This window comes from Streptomyces sp. NPDC048560, assembly GCF_040650955.1.
Taxonomy (GTDB): domain Bacteria; phylum Actinomycetota; class Actinomycetes; order Streptomycetales; family Streptomycetaceae; genus Streptomyces.
The window spans coordinates 369,901-393,920 of sequence record NZ_JBEZIJ010000005.1; the positions used below are offsets into that span (position 1 = coordinate 369,901).

General features: G+C 69.7%; 20 protein-coding genes. 4 read left to right on the forward strand and 16 right to left on the reverse strand.

Annotated elements, in window-relative coordinates; all coding sequences use genetic code 11:
- Positions 1–11: 11 nt before the first annotated feature.
- The 3 genes from nadD to AB0C82_RS16705 form a co-directional block, all read right to left on the reverse strand.
- Positions 12–629, reverse strand: coding sequence for a nicotinate-nucleotide adenylyltransferase (gene nadD, locus AB0C82_RS16695; protein ID WP_362841809.1), 618 nt, complete (start codon positions 627–629; stop codon positions 12–14).
- A gap of 38 nt (positions 630–667) precedes the next feature.
- The gene (locus AB0C82_RS16700) at positions 668–832 is read right to left on the reverse strand and encodes a hypothetical protein (RefSeq protein WP_362841811.1); all 165 of its coding nucleotides are present in this window, start codon (positions 830–832) and stop codon (positions 668–670) included.
- Between the two features lie 84 nt (positions 833–916).
- On the reverse strand, positions 917–1,069 hold the full coding sequence (locus tag AB0C82_RS16705) for a hypothetical protein (RefSeq protein WP_362841814.1): 153 nt from the start codon (positions 1,067–1,069) through the stop codon (positions 917–919).
- Between the two features lie 110 nt (positions 1,070–1,179).
- On the opposite strand from AB0C82_RS16705, the gene AB0C82_RS16710 reads away from it, so the two are divergent.
- Positions 1,180–2,283: a M48 family metallopeptidase gene (locus tag AB0C82_RS16710; protein WP_362841817.1), complete on the forward strand. Its 1,104-nt coding sequence runs from the start codon at positions 1,180–1,182 to the stop codon at positions 2,281–2,283.
- On the opposite strand, the gene AB0C82_RS16715 is transcribed toward AB0C82_RS16710, so the two are convergent.
- From AB0C82_RS16715 to rplU, 12 genes are all read right to left on the reverse strand, one after another.
- Entirely contained in the window at positions 2,213–3,337 is a 1,125-nt protein-coding gene (locus AB0C82_RS16715; protein ID WP_362841820.1) for a hypothetical protein, read from the reverse strand. The genes AB0C82_RS16710 and AB0C82_RS16715 overlap by 71 nt on opposite strands.
- A 156-nt stretch (positions 3,338–3,493) precedes the next feature.
- Positions 3,494–4,087 carry a hypothetical protein gene (locus tag AB0C82_RS16720; RefSeq protein WP_362841823.1) on the reverse strand — a complete coding sequence of 198 codons (594 nt, stop codon included), beginning with the start codon at positions 4,085–4,087 and terminating at the stop codon, positions 3,494–3,496.
- Between the two features lie 64 nt (positions 4,088–4,151).
- A complete protein-coding gene (locus AB0C82_RS16725; protein WP_362841826.1) occupies positions 4,152–5,435 on the reverse strand; it encodes a glutamate-5-semialdehyde dehydrogenase in 1,284 nt (427 codons plus the stop codon).
- Between the two features lie 83 nt (positions 5,436–5,518).
- The gene (locus tag AB0C82_RS16730; protein ID WP_362841829.1) at positions 5,519–6,016 is read right to left on the reverse strand and encodes a hypothetical protein; all 498 of its coding nucleotides are present in this window, start codon (positions 6,014–6,016) and stop codon (positions 5,519–5,521) included.
- Between the two features lie 121 nt (positions 6,017–6,137).
- Entirely contained in the window at positions 6,138–7,265 is a 1,128-nt protein-coding gene (gene proB / locus AB0C82_RS16735; protein WP_362842099.1) for a glutamate 5-kinase, read from the reverse strand.
- A 232-nt stretch (positions 7,266–7,497) separates the two neighbouring features.
- Entirely contained in the window at positions 7,498–10,218 is a 2,721-nt protein-coding gene (locus AB0C82_RS16740) for a CDP-glycerol glycerophosphotransferase family protein (protein ID WP_362841832.1), read from the reverse strand.
- A 197-nt stretch (positions 10,219–10,415) separates the two neighbouring features.
- Positions 10,416–11,708, reverse strand: a complete 1,293-nt coding sequence (locus tag AB0C82_RS16745; protein ID WP_362842101.1) for a glycosyltransferase family 2 protein — start codon at positions 11,706–11,708, stop codon at positions 10,416–10,418.
- 178 nt (positions 11,709–11,886) lie between these two features.
- A complete protein-coding gene (locus tag AB0C82_RS16750; RefSeq protein ID WP_362841834.1) occupies positions 11,887–14,052 on the reverse strand; it encodes a hypothetical protein in 2,166 nt (721 codons plus the stop codon).
- Between the two features lie 137 nt (positions 14,053–14,189).
- Entirely contained in the window at positions 14,190–15,689 is a 1,500-nt protein-coding gene (locus tag AB0C82_RS16755; RefSeq protein ID WP_362841837.1) for a bifunctional cytidylyltransferase/SDR family oxidoreductase, read from the reverse strand.
- A 388-nt stretch (positions 15,690–16,077) separates the two neighbouring features.
- Entirely contained in the window at positions 16,078–17,514 is a 1,437-nt protein-coding gene (gene obgE / locus AB0C82_RS16760) for a GTPase ObgE (RefSeq protein ID WP_362841840.1), read from the reverse strand.
- Positions 17,515–17,648: 134 nt separating this feature from the next.
- On the reverse strand, positions 17,649–17,906 hold the full coding sequence (gene rpmA, locus AB0C82_RS16765) for a 50S ribosomal protein L27 (protein ID WP_015608479.1): 258 nt from the start codon (positions 17,904–17,906) through the stop codon (positions 17,649–17,651).
- Between the two features lie 14 nt (positions 17,907–17,920).
- Positions 17,921–18,241 carry a 50S ribosomal protein L21 gene (gene rplU, locus AB0C82_RS16770; protein ID WP_056558958.1) on the reverse strand — a complete coding sequence of 107 codons (321 nt, stop codon included), beginning with the start codon at positions 18,239–18,241 and terminating at the stop codon, positions 17,921–17,923.
- A gap of 584 nt (positions 18,242–18,825) precedes the next feature.
- On the opposite strand from rplU, the gene AB0C82_RS16775 reads away from it, so the two are divergent.
- The 3 genes from AB0C82_RS16775 (at position 18,826) to AB0C82_RS16785 (ending at position 22,596) form a co-directional block, all read left to right on the forward strand.
- Complete coding sequence (locus tag AB0C82_RS16775) at positions 18,826–19,425, forward strand: acyltransferase (RefSeq protein WP_362841845.1); 600 nt, start codon at positions 18,826–18,828, stop codon at positions 19,423–19,425.
- A 348-nt stretch (positions 19,426–19,773) separates the two neighbouring features.
- On the forward strand, positions 19,774–20,883 hold the full coding sequence (locus AB0C82_RS16780) for an acyltransferase (protein ID WP_362841848.1): 1,110 nt from the start codon (positions 19,774–19,776) through the stop codon (positions 20,881–20,883).
- Between the two features lie 168 nt (positions 20,884–21,051).
- Complete coding sequence (locus tag AB0C82_RS16785) at positions 21,052–22,596, forward strand: N,N-dimethylformamidase beta subunit family domain-containing protein (protein ID WP_362841851.1); 1,545 nt, start codon at positions 21,052–21,054, stop codon at positions 22,594–22,596.
- Between the two features lie 137 nt (positions 22,597–22,733).
- On the opposite strand, the gene AB0C82_RS16790 is transcribed toward AB0C82_RS16785, so the two are convergent.
- Positions 22,734–24,017 carry a nucleotide sugar dehydrogenase gene (locus AB0C82_RS16790; RefSeq protein WP_362841854.1) on the reverse strand — a complete coding sequence of 428 codons (1,284 nt, stop codon included), beginning with the start codon at positions 24,015–24,017 and terminating at the stop codon, positions 22,734–22,736.
- Positions 24,018–24,020 lie beyond the last annotated feature (3 nt).

The window sequence follows — 24,020 nt, forward strand, 5'->3', positions numbered from 1 at the left end:
CTCTCCGTGGCTCATTCGCCGCGGTACAGCTGGCGTTTGTCGATGTACCGGACCACTCCGTCCGGCACCAGATACCAGACCGGATCCCCCTGCCCGACTCTCTCGCGGCAGTCCGTGGACGAGATGGCCAGGGCCGGAACCTCCACGAGGGAGACCCCGCCCTCGGGCAGCCCGTCGTCCGTGAGCACATGCCCCGGGCGGGTCACGCCGATGAAATGGGAGAGCGAGAACAGCTCCTCCGCGTCCCGCCAGGTGAGGATCTGGGAGAGCGCGTCGGCGCCGGTGATGAAGAAGAGGTCCGCGTCACCGTGGAGCGCGCGCAGGTCCCGCAGCGTGTCGATGGTGTACGTCGGACCGCCGCGGTCGATCTCCAGGCGGCTCACGGAGAACTGCGGGTTCGACGCCGTGGCGATGACCGTCATCAGATAGCGGTCCTCGGCCGGCGAGACCTGCTTGTGGCTCTTCTGCCAGGGCTGCCCGGTCGGGACGAAGATGACCTCGTCGAGGTGGAACTGGGCGGCCACTTCGCTGGCCGCCACCAGGTGTCCATGATGGATCGGGTCAAACGTCCCGCCCATCACGCCGAGTCGGCGCTTGGCGCGGCCGGTAGGCACTTCCTGCTCTCCCATGCGTGCAGACCCTACTGGTACGGCCGTTCGCCTCTGCCTCAGCGGTCGCGGTTGAAGGAGGTGGTGATCCACAGCAGCAGCAGGAGCGCGAGGAACGCACCGCCGCCGGTGAGGTACGGGTTGAGGCTTTCGTGGTTACCACCGGACTCGCCGCCTTCGGAGGCGAGAGTGACCAGCTGGTGCGCGGTGCTCGTGAGGCTCATCTTCGGCGGGACCTTTTCGTCGGGAGTCGTAAGGAAGACGTCGTCGACATCGTATGCGGGAGCCTCGGGCACGCTCACGCCGACTCAGACGTTGTTGTCCTCGTTGCCGTGACCCCGCGGCAGGAACCAGGCCGGCGGTACGGCGCCGACGATCGGTACGAGCAGCCCGATCCGAAGCGTGCCGGCCGGTCCCTGTTGCCCGGAGGCGGCGGCGAGCAGTGCGACGGTGTACGGCATTTCGGGCGTCCTGACAGTTGTCCACAGCCTCCCGCACACCGTTGCGCCAGCACATACGCTGGGATTTGCCAGGGGGACGAGCCACAACTCGTACGAACAGGGGGCCTTCCATGACCGAAAGCAGCCAGGAGAACGTGCCGAGCAGGCAGCGCAGGCGATTCCCGGGAATCTCCTCCCGGGCGTACGAACATCCGGCGGACCGTTCGGCGCTGGTGGCCCTGCGCAGGCTGACGGGGTTCGACACCGTCTTCAAGGCACTCAGCGGGCTGCTCCCCGAGCGCAGTCTGCGGTTGCTCTTCCTCTCCGACTCCGTCCGGGTGAGCGACGCCCAGTTCTCCCACCTCAACGCGATGCTGCGGGACGCCTGTTACATCCTGGACCTGGAGAAGGTCCCTCCGATGTACGTCACTCAGGACCCCCGGCCGAACGCGATGTGCATCGGGCTTGACGAGCCGATCATCGTCGTGACGACGGGCCTGGTCGAGCTGCTGGACGAGGAGGAGATGCGGGCCGTCGTGGGCCACGAGGTGGGCCACGCGCTGTCCGGCCATTCGGTGTACCGGACGATACTGCTCTTCCTCACCAGCCTGGCCCTCAAGATCGCCTGGATCCCCCTCGGCAACGTCGCGATCATGACGATCGTGACGGCGCTGCGCGAGTGGTTCCGCAAGTCCGAGCTGTCGGCGGACCGGGCGGGGCTGCTGGTCGGCCAGGATCTGCAGGCTTCCATGCGGGGCCTGATGAAGATCGCCGGTGGCAACCATCTGCACGAGATGAACGTGGACGCGTTCCTCGCCCAGGCCGACGAGTACGAGAAGGGCGGCGACCTGCGCGACTCCGTGCTCAAGATCCTCAACGTGCTGCCCCGCTCGCACCCGTTCACCACGGTGCGGGCAGCGGAGCTGAAGAAGTGGTCGGAGACCCGCGACCACCAGCGGATCATGGACGGCCACTACCCCCGGCGCGACGAGGACAAGGACACCTCGGTCACGGACTCCTTCCGGGAGTCCGCCTCGCACTACGCGGACACGGTGCGCACCAGCAAGGACCCGCTGATGAAGCTGGTCGGTGACATCGCGGGCGGTGCGGGGGACCTGGGCGGCAAGCTCCGGGACAAGTTCACGGGCGCGGGCGGCGGCGGGGCTACGGGCGGGCAGACGGGGAAGCGTCCGCCGCAGGACCCTGAGCAGAGTTCCGGGCCGGAGCGGAGCTGACCACCAGCGTTCCGCACAGCGCCGTCGGGCGCGGACCCGTGGCGTACGGGTCCGTGCCCGCCGGTCCCCGGTCGTCCGCCCGCTGCCCCGCCAGCAGCGGTACCAGCGAGTCGGCCGTGTCCGCCGAGCAGGACTGGGGTCCGGCCTGTACCTGGGCCGTCCTGACCTCCAGGCGGTGCAGCCGCAGGTCCTCACGGTCGAGCTGGAAACGCAGCTCCCGCCGCACGGTGAACAGCGAGGCGTCGCCCTCGCTCCGCGGGCCGGAACCGACCGGGCGCAGCGCGTACGTGAACGTGTGGTCCGAGACGACCTCCAGGGTGTCCGCTCCCACCTCCGCGTATGCCAGCGTGCCCTTGACCCTCACGTTCGGGTCGGCGAGCTCGACGGTTGCGGGATCGAAGCGCACGAGCCAGCCGGTGGCGGAGTGCCGGCCGTCGTCGGCGGGTGAGTTCACGCTCCGGTCGAACTGGGCCGTCTGGCCGGGGTCCAGCAGACGCTCGACGGGCCGCGTGGACGCCCCGCTCAGCACGTCGGGGTCCAGCGAGGATCCCACCAGGTAATCCTTGGCCGTCGTCAGGGCGGCGGTGATCTGACTGACGGAGAAGCTGTGCGTGCGCCGGATCCCGGGGAAGGTGATCCCTTCCCCGCCGGACCGGAACGCCGCCGCCGGGCTCGCCTCGTAGAGGGCGGCGGGGGTGCCGCCCGGCACGGCGCCCCGGGGGGCCAGGGGCACCACGGTCGCCTTCAGCGGCTCCGCACGCCTGACGGTGGGCGGTGGGTAGGGGTTGCTGCGGAAGCCGATGTACACGGCCGTCGTGAAGGCGAGGGCGATGAGCAGGACCAGGGCGATGGCGGCCTTGGAGCCGTGGCGGGCGGCGCGGCCGGGCAGTGAGCGGACGGCGAGGGCGTGGTCGCCCATGCGTTCCTGTGCGGAGAACTCCTGGAGCCGGGCAGCGCGGATGAACGATTCGTCGAAGACGAGCGAGCGGTACTCGTCCTCGCCGCCCGCGGGCTCGTCAGGCGGGTTTTCCGGCGGTTCTCCGCGGCCAGTCATGACTTCTCCCGATCGCCGACACGTACGCGGGCGCACAACCGGACAAGTGAGAAGCCCCCTCCGGAAGAGGGGTCGCATCTTCAGAGTAGGTCGATCCGGCGGAAGGTAAACGCGGGAGCCGCCATCAGTGGGAAAGGGGCCGCGGGCGGTCGGCCGTCAGGGGGTGCGGGGCACCGCGGAGACGGTCGGGCGGGAGTGGCCGGCGGGGACCGGGCGGTCGCTGCCGCCCGGCTTGTCGACACCGCTCGTCACCGGCTGCGGGATCTGGTCCTGGCGGTTGGCGGCGGCTCCCCGGTACACGGCGGAGAAGGCCAGTGCGACCATGCCGATCCCCATCAGCAGGGCGAGCAGCCAGGCCACCGGCCGGTGCCAGCGCGCGGAGCCGCGGTAGGGGCGCAGCGCGCCGCCGTGGCGCCCGTACGGGCCGCTGTAGTCGTCCTCGTCCCCGTCGGGGTCCGCGGAGGCCCCGAAGGGCCGCCTGCGGCCGTACACGCCGTCCGGGCCGTAGTCCTCGTCGTAGAGGTCGTCGTCCATGGGGCCGCCGCCGGCGCGCGCCCGGGCCGCCTCGGCCTCGGCCCGCGCCTGCGCCGCGGAGAGCAGCCGCTCCACCGCGGTGGGTTCATGGACCTGCGCGGCCCGTACGAAGGCCTCGTCGAACACCACGGAGGCGAAGTCCTCGTCCGCGCCCCCGCGGTCGTCGTCGGGCTCCCAGCCGTCCTGGAACGGCCTGCCTCCCACGTCGTCCGGCACGGCTTCAGCGTAGCCGCGCCGGGGCGATTTGGGCAGAGAGCACACAAACTCGGCCCGTTCGCGGCTACCGGATGTGGCCGTCGCCGGTGACGATGTACTTCGTGGACGTCAGCTCCGGAAGCCCCATGGGCCCCCTGGCGTGCAGCTTCTGCGTGGAGATGCCGATCTCGGCGCCGAACCCGAACTGGCCGCCGTCGGTGAAGCGCGTGGAGGCGTTCACGGTGACGGTCGTGGAATCGACCAGCTGGGTGAAGCGGCGGGCCGCCGCCTGCGACGTGGTCACGATCGCCTCGGTGTGGCCGGAGGACCAGAGCCGGATGTGCGCGACCGCGGCGTCCAGCGACTCCACGACGGCCGCCGCGATGTCGTACGAGAGGTACTCGGTCTCCCAGTCCTCCGGTGTCGCCTCCACCAGGGTGGCCTTCGAGCTCGCGGCGTACTCCATGACGCGCTCGTCGCCGTGGACCGTCACCCCGGCCTCCGCCAGGGCGTCCAGGGCCAGGGGGAGGAACTCGGCGGCGACGTCCTTGTGGACGAGCAGGGTCTCGGCGGCGTTGCACACGCTCGGGCGCTGCGCCTTGGAGTTGATCAGGATGTCGACGGCCATGGAGAGGTCGGTCTGCGCGTCCACGTAGACGTGGCAGTTGCCGGTGCCGGTCTCGATCACGGGCACCGTGGACTCCTCCACGACCGTGCGGATCAGGGAGGCGCCACCGCGCGGGATCAGCACGTCGACGAGGCCGCGGGCGCGCATCAGCTCGCGTACCGAGTCGCGGTTCTCCCCCGGCACGAGCTGGACCGCGTCGGCGGGGAGACCGGAGCCTCCGACCGCGTCGCGTACCACCCGGACCAGGGCGACGTTGGAGGCGTAGGCGGAGGAGGAGCCCCGCAGGAGTACGGCGTTGCCCGACTTGAGGCAGAGGGCCGCGGCGTCCACCGTCACGTTGGGACGGGCCTCGTAGATGATCCCGACCACGCCGAGCGGCACGCGGATCTGACGGAGGTCGATGCCGTTGGGGAGGGTCGAGCCGCGCACCACCTCGCCGACGGGATCGGGCAGGGCGGCCACGTCGCGGACGTCGGCGGCGATGGCGCGGATGCGCTCGGGGGTGAGCGTGAGCCGGTCGACGATCGACTCGCTGGTCCCGGCCTCGCGGGCACGGGCGACGTCCTCGGCGTTCGCCGCGACGATCTCGCCGGTGCGTACTTCGAGCGCGTCCGCGATGGCCAGCAGCGCGTCGTCCTTCGCCGAGCGCGGGAGCGGCGCGATGTCCGCGGCGGCGGCGCGTGCCCGGTAGGCGGCCTGGGCGACCGGGGACATGTTGTCGTACGGCGAAAGCGTGGTCATGCCCGCAGGGTAATGCGCACGCTGCGGGCATCTGTCACGTATCCCGTGATGCGAGACGGCCGTTTCGAAGATCGGCGGTCCGGTCAGTACGGGTGCACCCCGACCGGAGCCGCGGGCGGTGGCCCGTACCCCTCGGCGATGCGCAGGTGGTACGTCTCCCGGTCGATGACCTCCAGGCCGACGATCTCCCAGGGCGGGAGCTTGGCGCTGGAGCGGTGCTCGCCCCACAGGCGCAGGGCGACGGCCGCCGCGTCGTGGAGGTCGCGGGCCTCTTCCCAGTAGCGGATCTCCGCGTGGTCGTTGGCGTACCGGCTGGTCAGCAGGAACGGGTGGTCGTGGGCGAGCTGTTCGAGGCCGCGCCTGACCTCCTTCAGCGGGATCTCCGAACCCGAGACGCTGAGGGTGATGTGCCAGAGCTTCGACTGGGTCCGTTCCTCCCGCGCCGCCACCGGTTCCTGCTCGGCGCGGTCCCTGATGCTGTCCGCGGGCAGCCCGGCACCGAAGTCGGAGCCCGCCCCGACGCTGGTCAGGGCGCGGCTTCCCGTCCCTCGGGGCGGCGCCCCCGGGCGCGCTCGTCTCACCGGCGGCCTCCTGTGAATGCGTTGCTGTGCCGTACGCCTTGTGTGCCCGCTACAAAGTTGACCAGTCCGAGGCCGGGCGTGGGGCGCTTTTGGTGAAGGTCTCTGCCGAATGTCCGGACTTTCAGCCGATTCGGGGGGTGAGGCCGGGCGCGAGGATGACCAGATCGTCCCTGTGTACGACCTCGCGTTCGTAGGCGGGGCCCAGTTCCCGTGCCAGCTCCCGGGTGGACCGGCCGAGCAACTGGGGGATCTCCTTGGCGTCGAAGTTGACGAGGCCGCGGGCGACGGCCCGGCCGGAGAGGTCGCGCAGTTCCACCGGGTCGCCCGCGGTGAACTCGCCCTCGACAGCGGAGATTCCGGCCGGCAGCAGCGAGGTGCGGCGGTCCACCACGGCCCGTACGGCGCCGTCGTCGAGGGTCAGGGCGCCCTGCGGGGTCGACGCGTGGGCGAGCCAGAGCAGCCGGTCGGCGGAGCGGCGGCCGGTCGGGTGGAAGTACGTGCCGGTGTCACGGCCGGCGAGGGCGTCGGCGGCGTGAATGGCGGATGTCAGGACGACGGGGATTCCGGCGGCGCTGGCGATACGGGCGGCCTCGACCTTGGTCACCATCCCGCCGGTGCCGACGCCCGCCTTCCCGGCGCTGCCGATCGTGACACCCTCCAGGTCGTCCGGCCCGTGGATCTCCGCGACCCGTGTGGCGCCCGGGGTCCGGGGGTCGCCGTCGTACAGACCGTCCACGTCGGAGAGGAGGACCAGGAGGTCGGCGTGGACGAGGTGGGCGACGAGGGCGGCGAGCCGGTCGTTGTCACCGAACCGGATCTCGTCCGTGGCCACCGTGTCGTTCTCGTTGACGACGGGCAGCGCGCCCATGTCCAGGAGCTGGTCGAGGGTGCGGTACGCGTTGCGGTAGTGGGCGCGCCTGCTGGTGTCGTCGGCGGTGAGGAGCACCTGCCCGACGCGTACGCCGTAGCGCGCGAACGAGGCGGTGTAGCGGGCGACCAGGAGACCCTGGCCGACGCTGGCGGCGGCCTGCTGACGGGCCAGGTCCTTGGGTCTGCGGACCAGTCCGAGCGGGGCGAGTCCGGCGGCGATCGCGCCGCTGGAGACGAGGACGATCTCCTTCTCCCCGCCGCTCCTGACGTTGGCCAGCACGTCGACGAGGGCGTCGACACGGTCGGCGTCGAGGCCGCCTGCGGCCGTGGTGAGAGAGGAGGATCCGACCTTGACCACGATCCTGCGGGCACCGGTCACGCCCGGCCTGGCAGCTGACACGTACTTCCTCACTCTGGCTGGCCCGGCGCTCGGCTGAGGGGCCGTCGAGGCCCCCGTGGCCCGGGCTTCCGGGGGCCGTCCCCGAGCAGCACAGTACGCGAGCGGCCGCGCCCGGCGCCTTCCCGTTCCGTCCGATGGACACGCGACGGACAGTGGTGGGAGGCGCCGGGCGCGGCCGGCCCGAACGGCTTCAGTCGTTGCCGGTACGGCTTCAGTCGTCGTTGACCGTCAGCATCCGGTCGACGACCCGCGCCGCGGCGAGACCGTCGGAGGGCTCGCAGAAGTCCACCCTGAACTGGGCGTACTTCTCCTTGTACTCCTCGGTGACCGCCTCGATGTTGCGGATCGCGTCGACGAGCTCGGCGGACGTCTTGATCAGCGGTCCCGGGGCGCGCGACGTGAAGTCGAAGTAGAAGCCGCGCAGGGTGTCCCGGTAGTGCTCCAGGTCGTACGTGAAGAACAGCATCGGCCGGCCGGAGTGCGCGAAGTCGAAGAGCACGGAGGAGTAGTCCGTGATCAGCACGTCCGCGATCAGGTAGAGGTCCGCGATGTCCGGGTAGTACGTGACGTCCCAGACGAAGCCCTGGCCCGCGCCGGGGATGCTGTCGAGGACCTTGTGGTGCTTGCGGTAGAGCAGCACGTGGTCGTCGCCGAGCTGTTCCTGGGCGGCGGTGACGTCGATCTGGTTGTCGAGCTTGAAGCGCCGGCCGCCGTAGCGCTGGTCGTCGCGCCAGGTCGGCGCGTACAGGACGACCTTCTTGCCCGCGGGGATGCCGAGCTTCTCCCGTACGGCCGCCGCGCGCTTGACCCGGTCCGGGGCGTGGAAGACGTCGTTGCGCGGGTAACCCGCCTCCAGGACCTCGCACTGGAGGCGGAAGGAGTTGGTCATGATCGGCGTCGTGAAGGCGTTCGGCGTGATGAAGAGGCTGTACTGGCGCGAACGCTGCGGCAGGCTGGAGATGTAGGCGAGGTTGGCCTGCGGGGTGCCGAGCAGGTCGGCGCCGATGCGCTTGAGGGGCGTGCCGTGCCAGGTCTGCACGACGACCTGGCCCTCACGGCGGACGAACCACTCGCGGATGCCGCCGTTGGTGACGATGTAGCGGCTGCGGGCCAGTGCCTCGTACCACTCCTTGCTGCCCCACAGCACTCCGCGGACACCCGGCGGCAGTACGACCTGCTCGTCGTGGACCATCGCGATGTGCTCGACCTGCGTGCCGCGGCGTACGAGCTCCTCGTAGACCGCGCGCGGCGAGTCGGAGAACTGCTTGCCGCCGAAGCTGTTGTAGAGCACGGCCTCGCGCAGCGGCAGCTTGCGCTGTTCGGGGGTGTACACGTCGCGCATGAGCCGCTGGCGGTAAGCGCCGCGGAGCTCGGGCTCCAGGACGGGACCCGACTCCAGGAAGATCCGGTCGTAGTCGAGCCGCTCCAGGGTGTACGTCCGGCGGGCGCCGGCGTGGGGCGACGGCAGGAGGGAGACCAGGTCGGGGCGGATCGTCACGGGGATGTCGTGCCGGTGGTTCCACTCGTCACGGGCGCGCAGGAACGGGAGCCAGCGGCCCGCCCGGAGCGGGAGCGTCCCGTCGTACGCGGGCATGGCGTCGGGTGTGAGGCGGGCGGTGAAGCGCCCGTTCTCGAACTCGGCGGGCAGCGGCTTGTCCTCGTTGCGGCCGCTGTGGCGCAGGACGAACTTCATCTTCTCGGCCGGGCCCGTGTACGTACCGGACAGCGTCAGCTCGCCGTTCGCGGACCATTCGGCCTTGTCGACGACGGGCTGGGCGGAGCGGAGCTGCGGGGTGAAGTTGCCGGCGCCGTCCGTGAGCACGGCGAACTCGAGGGTGCGGGGCAGCTGCCGCACGCCGGTGCGCAGGGACTGTCCGATGGTGGCGCGGCGCAGCGTGCCGTCCGCGAAGACGATCCGTGCGCGGTACTTGCGGGACTTGCCGGGAACGACGCCCGCGACGGGCAGGTCGCCGAAGGGCAGGCGCGCGGTGTACCGGTGCCAGCCGTCGGTGCCGACGGCGCCGGCCTCCAGGGGGAGGTCGGCCGAGAACTCGGTGCCCTCGTGGTCGATGCGCAGGGCGGTCGGGGTCTTCCCCGCGGCGGCGGCCGTGCCGCGCGCGCGGATCGTCACCGTGAGGCCGTTGTCGTCCATCTCCTGGGACTCGACCTCGGCGGGCACGACGTCCACGGAGAGCTTGAGGCGGTTGCGGTCGTACCCGGCGACGAGGCGTACGCCGTCGTCCAGCACGTGCACCTGGCTGTGTCCCGCTGCTCCGCTGTTGCTCTTGAGGATGCTGCCGACGGACATGCCGCCGGGGCGCGGGATGCCGATGCCCAGGCGCCAGGTGCCGGACTGCCACTGGCCGCGGGTCCGCAGACGCGACGGGTCGATGGCGAGCTCGAAGCCCGACCAGTCGTAGCAGTGCAGGGCGCCCTTGGCCTCCGCCGTCGCCCTGGGCTCCAGGACGGTGCGCAGCCGCAGCGGGATGGTGCTCCTGCTGCCCTGGCGGCGCAGCACGGCGACGCGCAGAGAGCGCTTGCCGGTCGCCGAGGGGACGTTGGGGATGTACGCGTAGCCGCGGACGACCAGGCGCCCGTCCTGCCAGGCGAGGTCGGTCAGCTTGCCGCGTACGGGGAGCTCGCTGCGGGTGAAGTTGCGCACCGTGGGGGGCAGCGAGGAGCTCTCGACTCCGGGCAGCTCGATGCGGGCACGCCGCAGGCCCTTGACGGCGAAGACGCCGGGGTTCTCACGCTCGTAGTGCAGGACGTCGACGAGCTCGTCCCCGCGTCCGCTGGCCGCGAGGTGCCACTTGACGCGGGCCATCGGGGAGAACTGCCTGACCAGCTTGGGCGCCGCCTGGGCCAGGAAGTCCTTCGCGGCTGCGTGGAAGGCGGTGCGCTCCTCGACCGGTGTCTCGGGAAAGTACTTCATGAGACGGCTGAGCTCTTCGGGAATGGTTTCGACAGGTCGGGACGCCACGGCGAGAGGGCCTTTCCGGGGGGACTTACAGACGTGAACCCCAGGAAGACGGGGCGTGAATGAGACTCTCACCAAGGTCTCATGGTTGCCCAATGGGGCGGAGTGACGCCCGTCACAATTCCCTTTGCGCGGGAGGACTTTCGCCACACTCAGGCCCTGGTGCGCGTACCTCTCCGCATCCGGCGCGGGCGGGACGCGCGCAGTGCCCGCAGCGCCGTCCTGCGGATCTTGCGCACCGCGCGGCGGGCGAGGGAGACGTAGGGCCTCGGCTCCGGCGCCTCGATCCGACGCCCGCCGATCCACTCCGTGACGTTCACCTCGTACGCCGAGTCGGGCAGACCGGAACCGTCCCTGAAGTGCGGATACGCAAGGTACAGCCGGGCCGGGCGGTCTTCGCGGACCAGTGCGGGCTCGCTCTTGGCCTTCATGAACCGCAGGACGTCGAGGAGCAGATCGAGCCTGCCCCTCGCGATGCAGGTGAGCCTGAGCCGTTCGTTCGCCTTCAGTCCGCGCGCCAGTCCGGGGGTCCAGTACGCCGAGAGGAGGGGCGCCGCCAGCGCCATCTTCCTCGCCCGGACAGCCTTCGACTGCTTCAGCAGATTGGGTCCGAATTGTGGCAGCAATGTAATGACGAAAGGACGGACCATCAGGGAGTCCCGGCGGGGTCCCGGCGGTACGTGGGTGGCGATGAGTCCCATCAGCGCCCGCGCCGAATCGAACCTCAGTACGTAGTCGCCACTCTTGGTCACATGCTTGCCGTCGTCCCGGCCCACGAGGTAGTAGCAGGTGTAGTCGGCCACGACGGAGACGCCGCGCCCGCGCAGGTACGCCTCCATCGTGAAGAGCGCGTCCTCGCCGGTCCTGAGCCGCTCGTCGAAGTTCATCCCGAGCCGGTGGAGGAGCTCGCGCCGGAAGAGCTTCTGGGCGCTCAGGGTGAACTTGACGTTCGAGTGGTACAGGTCGGCGCGCTCGACCGTCTCCTTCCACATCGACTTGGCCGCGCCACGGTTGACGCCGACCACCTTGCCGAGGACCACATCGGTACCGGCCCGGTCGCCCATCGCGACCATCCGCTCCAGGGCCTCGGGGCCGAAGTAGTCGTCGGCGTCGAGGAAGAAGACGTACCGCCCGCGGGCCAGGCCGAGACCGACGTTGCGCGGCCCGCTGGGTCCGCCGGAGTTGGCCTGGTGGACGACCCGCGTGGGAATGGCGGTACAGGCCGCGAAGGCGTCCAGGTACTCCCCCGTGCCGTCGGTGGAACCGTCGTCGACCGCGACGATCTCCATGCGTCCGGCAGGCAGCGTCTGCTCCTCGACGGACTCCAGGCAGCGGATCAGGTAGGGCATCGCCTCATAGGCCCCGATGACGATGCTGACGTCGGGTTCGACGGCTCCGGGTTCCACGGCTCCGGGGCCGCGGGCTTCGGACTCGCTGGTATCCATGGCCACCTCGGCAGTACCCATCTCGTTGATTCTCATCACAAATGAGACAGAATGCCGATCCGATCCATCGTGCGCGCACCAACACGCGGATCGGCCCGTACATCCCTCTCCTGGAGAGATGTACGGGCCGATCGATGGGTTGCCCGGCCGTCGCGACGGCCTGGTCACCCGGTGACGATCAGTGGACCGCCGAGGGTCCGGTGCCGACCTCCGCGTCCGCGTCGGCCGCCGCCACGGCGTCCGCGAGGATCTGCTCCTCGCCGTCACCGGCGCCGCTGGACTCGTCCTCGCGGTCCGGCGCCGCCACGCTCTGCTCCCCGATGCGCTGCCTGACCCCGGCGTTGCGTGCCTCGGCCTTGGCGGCGAGCGCGCGCACCGCGGCGTTGAACTGCTCCAGGGAGGTCGGCTCGTCGGGGCCTAGCAGATAGCTCTTCAGCTCGGCCCTGGCGTGGGCCAGCGGGTCCGCCGCACTGTCGGCGACCGCGTCCAGCAGCTCGCCGATCTCCTCGGCGCTGTTGGACAGGATGACCGCGGCGCGCACAGCGGTGTTCTGCCGCTTGAACTCCTCGGCACCCAGCTCCGCCGAGTCGGTGACCGCGTACGGCTTGCCGCTCGCGATGAAGTCGGACACGACACTGGAGATGTCCGAGACCATGGCGTCGGACTCGTTGAAGCAGTCGTACAGCTTGGGCTGCGAGCCGGTCACCGTCTTGTGCTCCCACCAGCCGAAGGAACGCCAGTAGGCGTCGTTCCACTCGGCGCGCAGGGCCTCGACGCGCTCCTGGCGCGACGGGTCGGCGAGCGAGACCCGCGACTCCTCGGCGTCGTCCCCACCGGACCTGCCGGGCTTGACCAGAGCGGCGAGCGCCGCCTCGATCCTCGCCAGCTCGGCCTTCGCGGCGTTGCGGCCGGTGGCGCCGGCTGCGGCCGCCTCGGCCCAGCGGGACTCGGCGGCGCGCTTCGCGTTGGCCTTGGTCAGCAGGTTCCGGATCCGCGCGTCGACGGCCTTGGCCTTGGGGCTGCGGATTCCGGTGAAGGGGTGGGGCTTGTAGATGACCCGCACCGGCTTCTCGGCGTTCACCAGACGGCGCACGATGTTCTCGCCCGCCAGCAGCAGCGAGGTGTTGCCCGGGTTGTCGTCCCAGCCCTCCCAGGTGGGGGCGTACAGCACGGTCGGGACGGGGTTCTTCGCGGTGCCGGTCCAGGTCGTGATCGGTGCGAGCTGCGGCCGTCCGACCTCGACGATGTCCTCGTCACGGATGCCCACGTCGGCCAGGGCGTAGCGGTCGCGGCCCGCACGGCCGGCCGTCCACACCTCGTCGTACACCTTGGAGTACGGGTTGACGCTGGCGAGCTTGTCGCTGTCGCCGTGCCCGATGAACACGTGCTTCATGGTGGGGACGCGCAGCATGTGGATGTTCTTGCCGACGTTGGCCGGGTAGAGGCAGACCCGGACGCTGGAGAAGTCCAGGTTCATGAGGTGCGTACCGGCCGGGACGCAGAGCACGGGCACCGAGGTCTCGGCGAGCTGGGGCACGAGACCGCGCTCACGCATGACGATCAGCGGCCGGCCGTCCACCTTCGCCATCGTGTCGAGCCACATGTTGCCCTGGTACGCCGACTCGTTGGAGCCGGAGAAGTAGAGGATGACGGTCGGCTGGTACTCGCGCAGCCAGGAGTCAACGGCCTTGAGCACTGCGTTCGCCTGGGGCACAAGCCGGCCGCGGCGCAGGTACCGGACGAGCGTCGCGTTGAAGGCGAGCGCCAGCACCAGGGTGAGCGCGGCGCCCGCGTAACCGATGGCGTTCACGCCGGTTCCGGCGGCGATCAGGATGCCGGCCATCGCGGGGATGTCGAGGTGGAGCATCTTCTCGGCCGAGCGGTGCAGCAGGGCGCGCGGCGGCGCGTCGGGGATGCGCACGGCATGCAGATCCACGTTGCGCGTGACGACCGGCATGGTGCGGCGCATCCGGAGCAGCGTCGTCATCGCTCCGTGCGGGGCCTGGAGCCCGTAGAAGAGCAGGAAGCAGGCGATGGTCGTGTAAAAGACCGGCTCCGCGGCGAGGCCCAGCCGGGCCAGCAGGAGGATGACCATCAGCTGGCGGAGCAGGAAGCGGATGGAGAGGCCAGCCCGCACCTTGCCGAGCCGGTTGATGAGATAGCTGCCGCGATGGTGGAGATACCAGTCCGCGATATACGTGACAGCCGTGGCCGCCGCGAAGAACCAGATATTGGGCAGCAGTGCGGCGCACATGATGAGGGGATATCCCAGCATCATCAGGACGGCCGCGGCCAGTTCTGACCGGCTGCCGACACGGGCCAGGCGAATGGCTGTCGAAATCACGAAGAACCTGCTCCAGGGGGGTGCCGGTTTGATTCACGTATTGATGGAAATGTGAAGGCAGGGCTTCACGCATTCGGGCCTCTGTGTTCGCGGAATGCGATCACAGAGGCCCGAAAGAGATCATTTGTCGAGAATTATTACACATCTTCCTGACGGTCGAGCACCGAGGCGAGAGCCTGCTCGAAGCCGGAGGATTCGGAGACGTCACTGGTCGGGTCCTGCTGCCGGACGTCGATGACGTGACCGGTCATCGCGGAGAGCAGCACGTCCAGCGACGTACGGGCCACGGCCTCCGAGGAGAGCAGCGAGCCCTCGGGCTCCTGGCCGAACGCCTTGGTACGCATCGGGGTGGCCGTGCGCTCCGGGTTGACGCAGTTGACCCGGATGCCTTCGCCCGCCCACTCGTCGGCGAGCGCCTGGGTGAGGTTCACCATCGCGGCCTTGGTGGAGGAGTAGAGGCTGTACTCGGCGCGGCCGCGCGTGTAGCTGCTGGAGGTGTAGAGCAGCAGCTGGCCCTTGGTCTCCGCCAGGTACTTGTACGAGGCGCGGGCGATCTGGACCGGCGCCAGGTAGTTGACGTTCAGCGCTTCCTGGATGGTCGCGGTGTCCGTCTCCGCCAGCTTGCCGATGCGCAGCACGCCCGCGGTGTTGATGACGTAGTCGATGCGCCCGGTCTCCGCGTACGCCTTGGACAGCGCGTCGTCGACGTGCTCAGGGTTCTCGACGTGCGTACCGGTGGTGGAGCGGCCCAGCGCGTAGACGCTCGCGCCGTACTGCTCGGCCAGCGTCGCGATGTCGGCGCCGATGCCGTACGAACCGCCGAAGACCACCAGCGTCTTGCCCGAGAGCAGCTCCCGGTAGGCGGCCTCGTCGGCCTGGCGGGGGGCCGCGGTGGAGGCCAGCTGGAAGAGCTTGTCGGTGATGAAGACGTCGACCGGCTGCGTCACCTTCATGTTGTACTCGTCGCCCGCGACCACGTAGATCGGCACGTCGGGGAGGTACTTCAGGACCACGGAACAGTCGTCCGTGGCCTGGAAGTTGGGGTCACCCGCGGCAATCCTGTACGCCTTGCGGATCGTCGACAGCTTGAACGCCTGCGGGGTCTGGCCGCGGCGCAGCCGGGACCGGTCCGGGACGTCGGTGATGAACTCGCCGTCCTCACCGTGCGTACGGGTCACGATGATCGTGTCCGCCGACGGGATGGCGACGTCGACGGCCTGGTAGCGGTCGAGGGCGTCGACACAGTCCTTGATGACACGCTGTGACAGCAGGGGACGGACCGCGTCATGGAAGAGGACGTTGCGGTCCTCACCCTCGGCGAGGCCCTCACCGAGGGCCGCGATGGCGCGCTCGGTGGTCTCGTTACGGGTGCTGCCACCCTCGATGACCTTGATGACCTTGGTCAGTCCGGCCTTGGCGACGATCTTCTCGACGTCGGGCACGAATCCCGGCGCCATCAGCACGATCACATCGTCGATGCCCTCGGCGTTCTGGAAGATGGTCAGCGTGTGCTCGATGACTGCCTTGCCGGCGATCTTCAGCAGCTGCTTGGGGATCGACAGTCCGACGCGCTGACCGGTACCACCGGCGAGTACGACAGCAGTGGTCCGGGGCTTGGCGTGGTGCGGCACAGACACAGACGACCTACCTTGCGATGACGAGGGAACAGTGTGATGGTCGCACTCTCCGTGACCGTCTCGCAAGGCGGACGTCGAACGGCGCATACCTCTGGGAAACCCCTGGTTCACCGCCTGGCCAGGGAGGTTGACCTCCGCAGGGGTGCACGGGCCGTGACCGACTCCACAGACGTGTTACCCAATCCGCACGCCCGGAGCGCCCAACAGGGCCCGCCATCAGGCAATTGTGGCGAGCGTGACGCTGAGTGTCCGTACCGACACGGCGAATTGGGCATCGCCCGGCGCGCGTGAGGCCCGCCGCGCACCGTTTCGAACGGCGCCGCGACGGGCCTCACGCACGCAGAGGTCCTTCTGCTCGGAGGACTCCTGGAGCCCTTGGAGGGCCTCTTTAGAAGGGGTCGAACTCGTCGTACTCGCGCTGCGGGTCGTCGCGCTCGCCCTCACGGTCCCGGCGACGCTGCGCGGCGGGCCGCGGCGCCTCCAGCCGGTGGTCCTCGCCACGACGGCCCAGCATCTCGGCGCCGGCGCTCATGGTCGGCTCCCAGTCGAAGACGACCGCGTTCTCCGCGGAGCCGATGGCCACCGCGTCGCCGGCGTTGGCACCCGCCTTCCGCAGCGCGTCCTCGACACCGAGGCGGTTGAGCCGGTCGGCGAGGTAGCCGACGGCCTCGTCGTTGTTGAAGTCGGTCTGCTGGATCCAGCGCTCGGGCTTCTCGCCGCGCACGCGGTAGATGCCCTCGTCGTCGAGCTTGACGGTGAAGCCGGCATCGTCGACGGCCTTCGGACGGATGACCACCCGGGTCGACTCCTCGGCCGGCTTGGTGGCGCGCGCCTCGGCGATGATCCCGGCGAGGGCGTACGAGAGCTCGTTCAGGCCCTTGTGCGCGATGGCCGAGACCTCGAAGACGCGGTATCCGCGGGCTTCCAGGTCCGGGCGGATGATGTCGGCGAGGTCCTGGCCGTCCGGGATGTCGACCTTGTTGAGGGCGACGATGCGCGGACGGTCCTCCAGACCGCCGTACAGCCGGAGCTCCTCCTCGATCATGTCGAGGTCGGAGAGCGGGTCGCGGTCGGATTCGAGCGTCGCCGTGTCCAGGACGTGCACGAGCACCGAGCAGCGCTCGACGTGGCGCAGGAACTCGAGCCCGAGCCCCTTGCCCTGGCTGGCGCCGGGAATGAGCCCAGGCACGTCGGCGATCGTGTAGACGGTGGATCCGGCGGTGACGACACCCAGGTTCGGCACGAGGGTCGTGAACGGGTAGTCCGCGATCTTCGGCTTGGCCGCCGAGAGCACCGAGATCAGCGAGGACTTGCCGGCACTCGGGTAACCCACGAGCGCGACGTCCGCGACGGTCTTGAGCTCCAGGACGATGTCCCGGCTCACGCCCGCCTCGCCCAGCAGCGCGAAGCCGGGGGCCTTGCGGCGGGCGGAGGCCAGCGCCGCGTTGCCGAGGCCGCCACGCCCGCCCTGGCCGGCGACGAAGGTGGTCCCCTGGCCGATCAGGTCGGCCAGCACGTTGCCCTCCGTGTCGAGGACGACAGTGCCGTCGGGCACCGGCAGCACGAGGTCCTGACCGTCCTTGCCGGAACGGTTGTCACCCGCACCGGGCTGGCCGTTGGTGGCCTTGCGGTGAGGGCTGTGGTGATAGTCCAGCAGCGTGGTGACGGCCTGCTCGACGACCAGGATCACGTCGCCGCCACGGCCGCCGTTGCCCCCGTCGGGGCCTCCCAGCGGCTTGAACTTCTCACGGTGGACGGAGGCGCAGCCGTGGCCCCCGTTACCCGCGGCGGCATGCAGCTCGACGCGGTCCACGAAGGTGGTCATGGTTGGTGCCTCCAGGTAAATACGGGAATGTCTCTGTACGTAACACGCCGAGGGCGGACCCGCTTCCCCGATTACCGGGAAAGCTGAGATCCGCCCTCGGAAGGTGCTGTGTGTCGTTCTGCGCGTGCCTGAAATCAGACGGCGAGCGGAACGATGTTCACGACCTTGCGGCCACGGTGCGTACCGAACTCCACCGCACCGGCGGTCAGCGCGAACAGCGTGTCGTCGCCGCCACGGCCGACGCCCGTGCCCGGGTGGAAGTGGGTACCGCGCTGGCGGACCAGGATCTCACCGGCGTTGACGGCCTGACCGCCGAAGCGCTTCACGCCGAGCCGCTGAGCATTGGAATCGCGCCCGTTCCGAGTGGACGATGCGCCCTTCTTATGTGCCATGTCTCCTCAGTCCCTTACTTCGCAGCCGCGGGGATACCGGTGACCTTGATCGCCGTGTACTGCTGGCGGTGACCCTGGCGACGGCGGTAGCCGGTCTTGTTCTTGTAGCGAAGGATGTCGATCTTCGCGCCCTTGTGGTGGTCCACGATCTCGGCCTGAACCTTGATCCCGGCCAGCACCCACGGGTCGCTGGTGACGGCGTCGCCGTCGACCACGAGCAGCGTAGAGAGCTCTACGGTGTCGCCGACCTTGGCGGTGGGAATCTTGTCAACCTCAACGATGTCGCCGACAGCTACCTTGTGCTGGCGACCACCGCTGCGCACGATGGCGTACACGCGGATCTCTCTTTCGCTCGGAACGGATCCCCTGATGCCAGCCGCTCGCACAGGCCGAAGCCCGCGACGATCCGGAAGGATGAGCGGCCTCTCCGTGACGTACGGCGCGAACGCCGTGGCCGGGAGGGATGTGCTCAGGGGTAGGCGCACGTAAACACGCCGAGGGTCAAGGCTACGGGGCGGGATGCGGGGGGTCAAACCGGGTGGGGCGGGGCGGGTAGGGGGACCCGGGACGCCTTGCGTCCGGGCTGCGGCCGGCACAACTCCGGTGATCCGGTGGACGGCAGCCGGAGGACGGCCATTCGAGGCGCGCGGCTCCGAATTCCGTCAGACGTCTTCCTGGACCCGTTCCACGAAGTCCGCTGTCGTCCTCGTCGTCCTTCTCGTAGTCCTTGTAGTCCTCTTCGATCAGTCCGTGCTTCGCCGGCTGCCGCGGGTCCGCACGGATTCCATTCCCATGCGTGCACCTCGCTTTGCCATTTGGAGATTTCGGCGCGGGCGCACATGCAGATGCCCGGCGGCCCCGCCGGCGGCCCCGGATCGTAAGCTCTCCGGGCAAGTCCGCTCTTCGGAAGGCGCACCACGTGAATTACAGAGTCCAGCCCACCGCCCAGGTCGACGAGAGCGCCGAGATCGGCGACGGCAGCAGTGTCTGGGAGCTCGCGCAGATCCGGGAAGGTGCACGGCTCGGCGAGGGCTGCGTGGTCGGCCGCGGCGCCTACGTCGGCACCGGCGTGCGGATCGGCAACAACGTCAAGATCCAGAACTACGCCCTGGTGTACGAGCCGGCCGAGCTCGCCGACGGTGTCTTCGTCGGCCCGGCCGTGGTGCTCACCAATGACCACAACCCGCGCTCGGTGGATCCCGAAGGACACCAGAAGCGCGGCGGCGACTGGGAGGCCGTCGGCGTCAGGATCGCCGAGGGAGCATCCATCGGAGCCCGCGCGGTATGCGTGGCCCCGCTCACGATCGGCCGCTGGGCGATGGTCGCGGCCGGCTCGGTGGTCACCAAGAACGTCCCGGACTTCGCCCTGGTCATGGGCGTACCAGCGCGCCAGGCGGGCTGGGTGGGCCGCTCGGGCGTCCGTCTGACAGAGCGCGTGGGCGAGGAGGGTGCGTGGGAGTGCCCACGGACAGGCGAGGTGTACGACGAGAAGGACTGCGTACTCACGAAGCGCGACTGACGGGGCACGCTGCTGCGGCCCGGGACCGGATCGCGGTGGACGATGCTCCCCGGACCTACCGGTACATGCAGGCCGCAGCGGGAACGGCCTGCCGTTCCCGCTCACCGCCCGGCCATCGGAGCCTCCGGCGCGCTGACCGCCGTGCCTCGCCTCGCAGACTCCACCCGCGCCGGTATCAGCACGCTTTCGTCCTCAGGAGCGTTGGCCGTATCCTCATCTGCGACCCTGAGCCCGGAAGGCGGCATGGTGAACAACCGGATATTGGGGAGTTCGACGGTTCCCTCGGCTTCTCCGAGCCGCGACCGACTTCCTTCCCCGAGCCGCGACCGGCTTCCTTCCCTGACCGGGTTGCGCTTTTGGGCCGCCCTTGTCGTGGTGCTCTACCACCTCTCCCGCGGGGTCGGCGAGATACCCGGGATCAGTCAGACCGTGTGGTACGGGCGCTCCGGCGTGACCTTCTTCTTCGTGCTCTCCGGATTCGTCCTCGCGTGGACCTACGACGGGAACCGCGTACCCGTCCGGGTCTTCCTCTGGCGCCGATTCGCCCGTATCTGGCCGCTGTTCGCGCTGACGACCGCGCTGTCCGTCGCTGTCTGGATCGTGTTCGACAATCCGGTGTCGAAGAAGGCCGTCGCCGTGTCGTTCACACTCCTGCATGCCTGGGTGCTCGACCCGGTCATCGCCAAGGGCGGCAACCCCGCGGGCTGGTCGCTGAGCGACGAGGCGTTCTTCTACGTGTGCTTCCCGCTCCTGCTCGCCATGCTCGCAGGCCGCACGCAGCGCACCTGGCTCGCTGTCGCGTGCGGTGTGTTCGCGGCGACGCTGGCGGTGTGGGTCCTCGCGTCGCAGATCGCCGATCCCACGACGCGCAGCCTGGCCCTGGACTACCTTCCGGCAACCCGGATCCTGCAGTTCGTCCTCGGTATCGTCGCCGGTCTCGCGGTCAAGAGGGGGTGGCGTCCGCCCCTGTCGCTGCCGGTCGCCGCACTACTGGTGCTCGGCTGGCACCTTGCGCTGATCCCTTGGTCCCACTCGGTGCCCGACCGCGAGTGGTACGGCGCCTACAGCGCGTCCCAGCTGCTGGCCGGGCCCGTCTTCGCCCTCCTCGTGGCCGCGGCGGCCCACGCCGACGTGCACAACCTGCGCACAACACTGAGCGGCCCCTGGATGGTCCGGTTGGGGCACTGGTCGTTCGCCTGGTACCTGGTGCACGAGATCGTGATCCGGATCGTGCTGGGCGCGGCGGGACGCCCGGATCCGGAATCCCTTCCCGCGATCGCCGGTACGTGGCTGGTCATCCTCGTCACCAGCCAGGTGCTCGCCTGCGTCCTCTACGTGTATGTCGAGCACCCGGCGGAACGTGCAATCCGTCGACTGGGTCCAGACGGGAGCGGTACGCGCGGACTGCGGCAGCGCCAGCAGAGCAAGCCGGGCGACTCGTCCCTGATCGGCAGCTGAGCCGACCGGTCAGCCGGCTCCCTCAGGACGGGCATGCCAGCGGCCTGTACTTGGCAAACCGGACCTATTCGTATGACGCACCGGGCCAGTGGTCCGGTGCCCCCGCCCTGCCACTCGATCTCCCGATGATCGAGGCGGCGCCCTGAGGAACAGCCGGAGGAACAGTCCATGTCTCGTGTGTCCCGCCGTACCGCGATAGGCGCCCTCGGCCTGGGGACCGCAGCCGCCGCAGGCTACGGCCTGCGTGACAAGCTGATCCCGGCCCAGGCGTCCGCCGTCCCGCGCGACGCCATCTCAGGAGACAACCCCGTCGTCCGCGAGAACGGCCTTGCCGGTTCGCGCAGCTGGGAGCTGGGTCGTCAGCACACGCGCAAGGCGACGGATCTCGACCCGCGGGTCCAGGGCTATGCCTCGCTCAGCTCGGTGAGTCCGGGCGAGTCGGTGGACTTCCATGTGTCGGTACGGCCGGCACAGGACTTCACCGTCGCCGTCTACCGGCTCGGCCACTATGGGGGCAAGGGCGCCAGGCGTCTTGCGACGAGCCCCCGGCTGAGCGGCACCCCGCAGCCTGTCCCCGCGTCGGACTCCCGCACCGGGATGATCAGTTGCGGCTGGCCCGTCTCGTGGACGCTTGAGATACCCGGGAGCTGGATATCCGGTGCGTATCTCGCCGTCTTCACCACCGTCGACGGATACCGCAGCTATACACCGTTCGTGGTCCGCGAGCCCAAGCGCCGGTCGGACATCCTGGTCGTGCTGCCCTTCACGACCTACCAGGCCTACAACTTGTGGCCGGAGGACGGGCGGACCGGCAAGAACCTCTACCGCGGCTTTCTGCCGAACGGCGAGGTCGGCGGATTCACCGAGCGCGCCGTGAACGTGTCGTTCGACCGCCCCTACGCCCAGTTCGGCCTCCCCCGCTGGTTCGCACTCGACACCGCCTTCATCCACTGGGCGGAGGCGGAGGGATACGACGTGACCTACGCCGCAAGCACGGACCTGCACGACGGGCAGATCGATCCCGCCCGGCACCGCGCCATCGTCTTTCCGGGCCACGACGAGTACTGGTCGCAGGCCATGCGCGACACGGCCTCGAAGGCCGTCGCGCACGGCACCCATCTCGCCTTCCTCGCCGCGAACAACGTCTACTTCCGCATCCGTCTGGAGGACTCCGCCGACGGGCGGGCCCATCGCGTCGTCGCCTGCTACAAGCAGGACTCCGAAGCGTATGTGGAGAGGGCGGAGCGGGAGGAGCGGGATGCGGAGAGGGAGGAGCGGACCGACAAGTGGCGGATGCTGACGGCCGACGGCAGCCGCGCCGAGCAGGGCCTGCTCGGCGTGCAGTTCAGCGGCATCCTCGCGCCGCCCGTCCCCCTCGTGGTCGAGAACGCCGACCACTGGCTGTGGGAGGGGACAGATCTGCGCGACGGAGATGCGATCCCGGGCATGGTGTCCATCGAGGCCGACGGCTACCAGGCCGACTATCCCCTCCCCGCGGGTGTCGAGCAGACGCTCCTGTCGGCCTCGCCTTACCAGGACCGATTGGGCCGCGGACAGCGGATGCAGAACACGAGCGTGTGCGTGGACGGCCGCGGCACGATGGTCTTCGTCGCCGGCACCTTCCAGTGGCCGCTTGCCCTCCATGACAAGGGCAAGGTCGACGAGCGGATCCGGACAGCGACGAAGAACCTGCTGGACCGCATGGTCCGCTGACGCCCGTCAGCCGCCGATGCCCCGGCAGCCAGTTGGACTGCCGGGGCGCAGAGTTCGCACTTCCGTACGATCAAGAACCTGTCGGGTGCTCGTGGGGGATCGGGAGGACGCCGAAGCCGGCCCGGCCCCGCGCCCGGTCAGCCGCCGATGACAACGCGGCGGACACCCGCCCAGTTGGCCGGGTCCGTCGTACGACGTCCGTCGACCAGCACACGGACGTCCGGAAGATCGGCTGCGGAAAGGTCACGGTACTCGGCGTGATCCGCCTGGAGAATGGCCGCGGTGACGGCCTGGCCCTCGTGCGGGACGAGACCGTGTGCGGTCAGTTCCTCGGGGGTGTACATCGGGTCCGAGACGAACGGCATGGCGCCGCGCGCCTTCAGTGCCTCGACGACACCGAAGACGCCGGAGAAGGCCGTCTCCTTGACACCGCCGCGGTAGGCGGCACCGAGCACCAGCACGCCGGCGCCGTCCAGGTCGCCGTAGGCGGCGGCCAGCAGGTCCACGGCGTACTCGGGCATCGCGGCGTTGGCCTCGCGGGCCGAGCGCACGACGGTCGCCTCCGGGTCGTTCCACAGGTACATCCGCGGGTAGATCGGGATGCAGTGGCCGCCGACGGCGATGCCGGGCTGGTGGATGTGGCTGTACGGCTGGCTGTTGCAGGCCTCGATGACCTTCTTGACGTCGATGCCGGACTTGTCGGCGAACCGGGCGAACTGGTTGGCCAGACCGATGTTGACGTCGCGGTAGGTGGTCTCGGCGAGCTTCGCGAGCTCGGACGCCTCGGCCGTACCCAGGTCCCAGACGCCGTTCGGGCGGGGCAGGTCCTCGCGGTCGTCGAAGTCGAGGACGGCCTCGTAGAACTCGACACCCCGCTGCGCCGACGACTCGTCGATACCGCCGACGAGCTTCGGGTAGCGGCGCAGGTCGGCGAAGACGCGGCCCGTGAGCACGCGCTCCGGGGAGAAGACCAGGTGGAAGTCCTCGCCCGGGGTGAGGCCGGAGCCCTCGGCGAGCATCGGCGCCCAGCGGGTGCGGGTGGTACCGACCGGCAGCGTGGTCTCGTACGAGACGAGGGTGCCGGGCTTCAGGCCCGCGGCGATGGCCTTCGTCGCCGAGTCCATCCAGCCGAAGTCCGGGGTGCCCTCGGCGTCCACGAAGAGCGGTACGACGACCACGACGGCGTCGGACGCGGCGACCGCGGCCGTCGTGTCCGTGGTCGCGGACAGCAGGCCCGCGCCCACCGTCTCCTTGAGCTTGACGTCCAGGTCGTACTCACCGGGGAACGGCTCGGTGGCCGCGTTGACCAGCTCGACGACCTTCTCGTTGACGTCCGCGCCGATGACCTTGTGGCCCTTGGCGGCGAACTGCACGGCGAGCGGAAGACCGATCTTGCCGAGCGCGACTACACAGATGTTCATCGG

Bases quoted from the DNA above. Each gene is read 5' to 3' on its own strand.
- AB0C82_RS16700 (WP_362841811.1), bottom strand. From the start codon at position 832: ATGAGCCTCACGAGCACCGCGCACCAGCTGGTCACTCTCGCCTCCGAA.
- AB0C82_RS16790 (WP_362841854.1), bottom strand. From the start codon at position 24,017: ATGAACATCTGTGTAGTCGCGCTCGGCAAGATCGGTCTTCCGCTCGCC.
- AB0C82_RS16745 (WP_362842101.1), bottom strand. From the start codon at position 11,708: ATGGATACCAGCGAGTCCGAAGCCCGCGGCCCCGGAGCCGTGGAACCC.
- nadD (WP_362841809.1), bottom strand. From the start codon at position 629: ATGGGAGAGCAGGAAGTGCCTACCGGCCGCGCCAAGCGCCGACTCGGC.
- AB0C82_RS16740 (WP_362841832.1), bottom strand. From the start codon at position 10,218: ATGAAGTACTTTCCCGAGACACCGGTCGAGGAGCGCACCGCCTTCCAC.
- rpmA (WP_015608479.1), bottom strand. From the start codon at position 17,906: ATGGCACATAAGAAGGGCGCATCGTCCACTCGGAACGGGCGCGATTCC.
- AB0C82_RS16715 (WP_362841820.1), bottom strand. From the start codon at position 3,337: ATGACTGGCCGCGGAGAACCGCCGGAAAACCCGCCTGACGAGCCCGCG.
- obgE (WP_362841840.1), bottom strand. From the start codon at position 17,514: ATGACCACCTTCGTGGACCGCGTCGAGCTGCATGCCGCCGCGGGTAAC.
- AB0C82_RS16710 (WP_362841817.1), top strand. From the start codon at position 1,180: ATGACCGAAAGCAGCCAGGAGAACGTGCCGAGCAGGCAGCGCAGGCGA.
- AB0C82_RS16705 (WP_362841814.1), bottom strand. From the start codon at position 1,069: ATGCCGTACACCGTCGCACTGCTCGCCGCCGCCTCCGGGCAACAGGGA.
- AB0C82_RS16725 (WP_362841826.1), bottom strand. From the start codon at position 5,435: ATGACCACGCTTTCGCCGTACGACAACATGTCCCCGGTCGCCCAGGCC.
- AB0C82_RS16785 (WP_362841851.1), top strand. From the start codon at position 21,052: ATGTCTCGTGTGTCCCGCCGTACCGCGATAGGCGCCCTCGGCCTGGGG.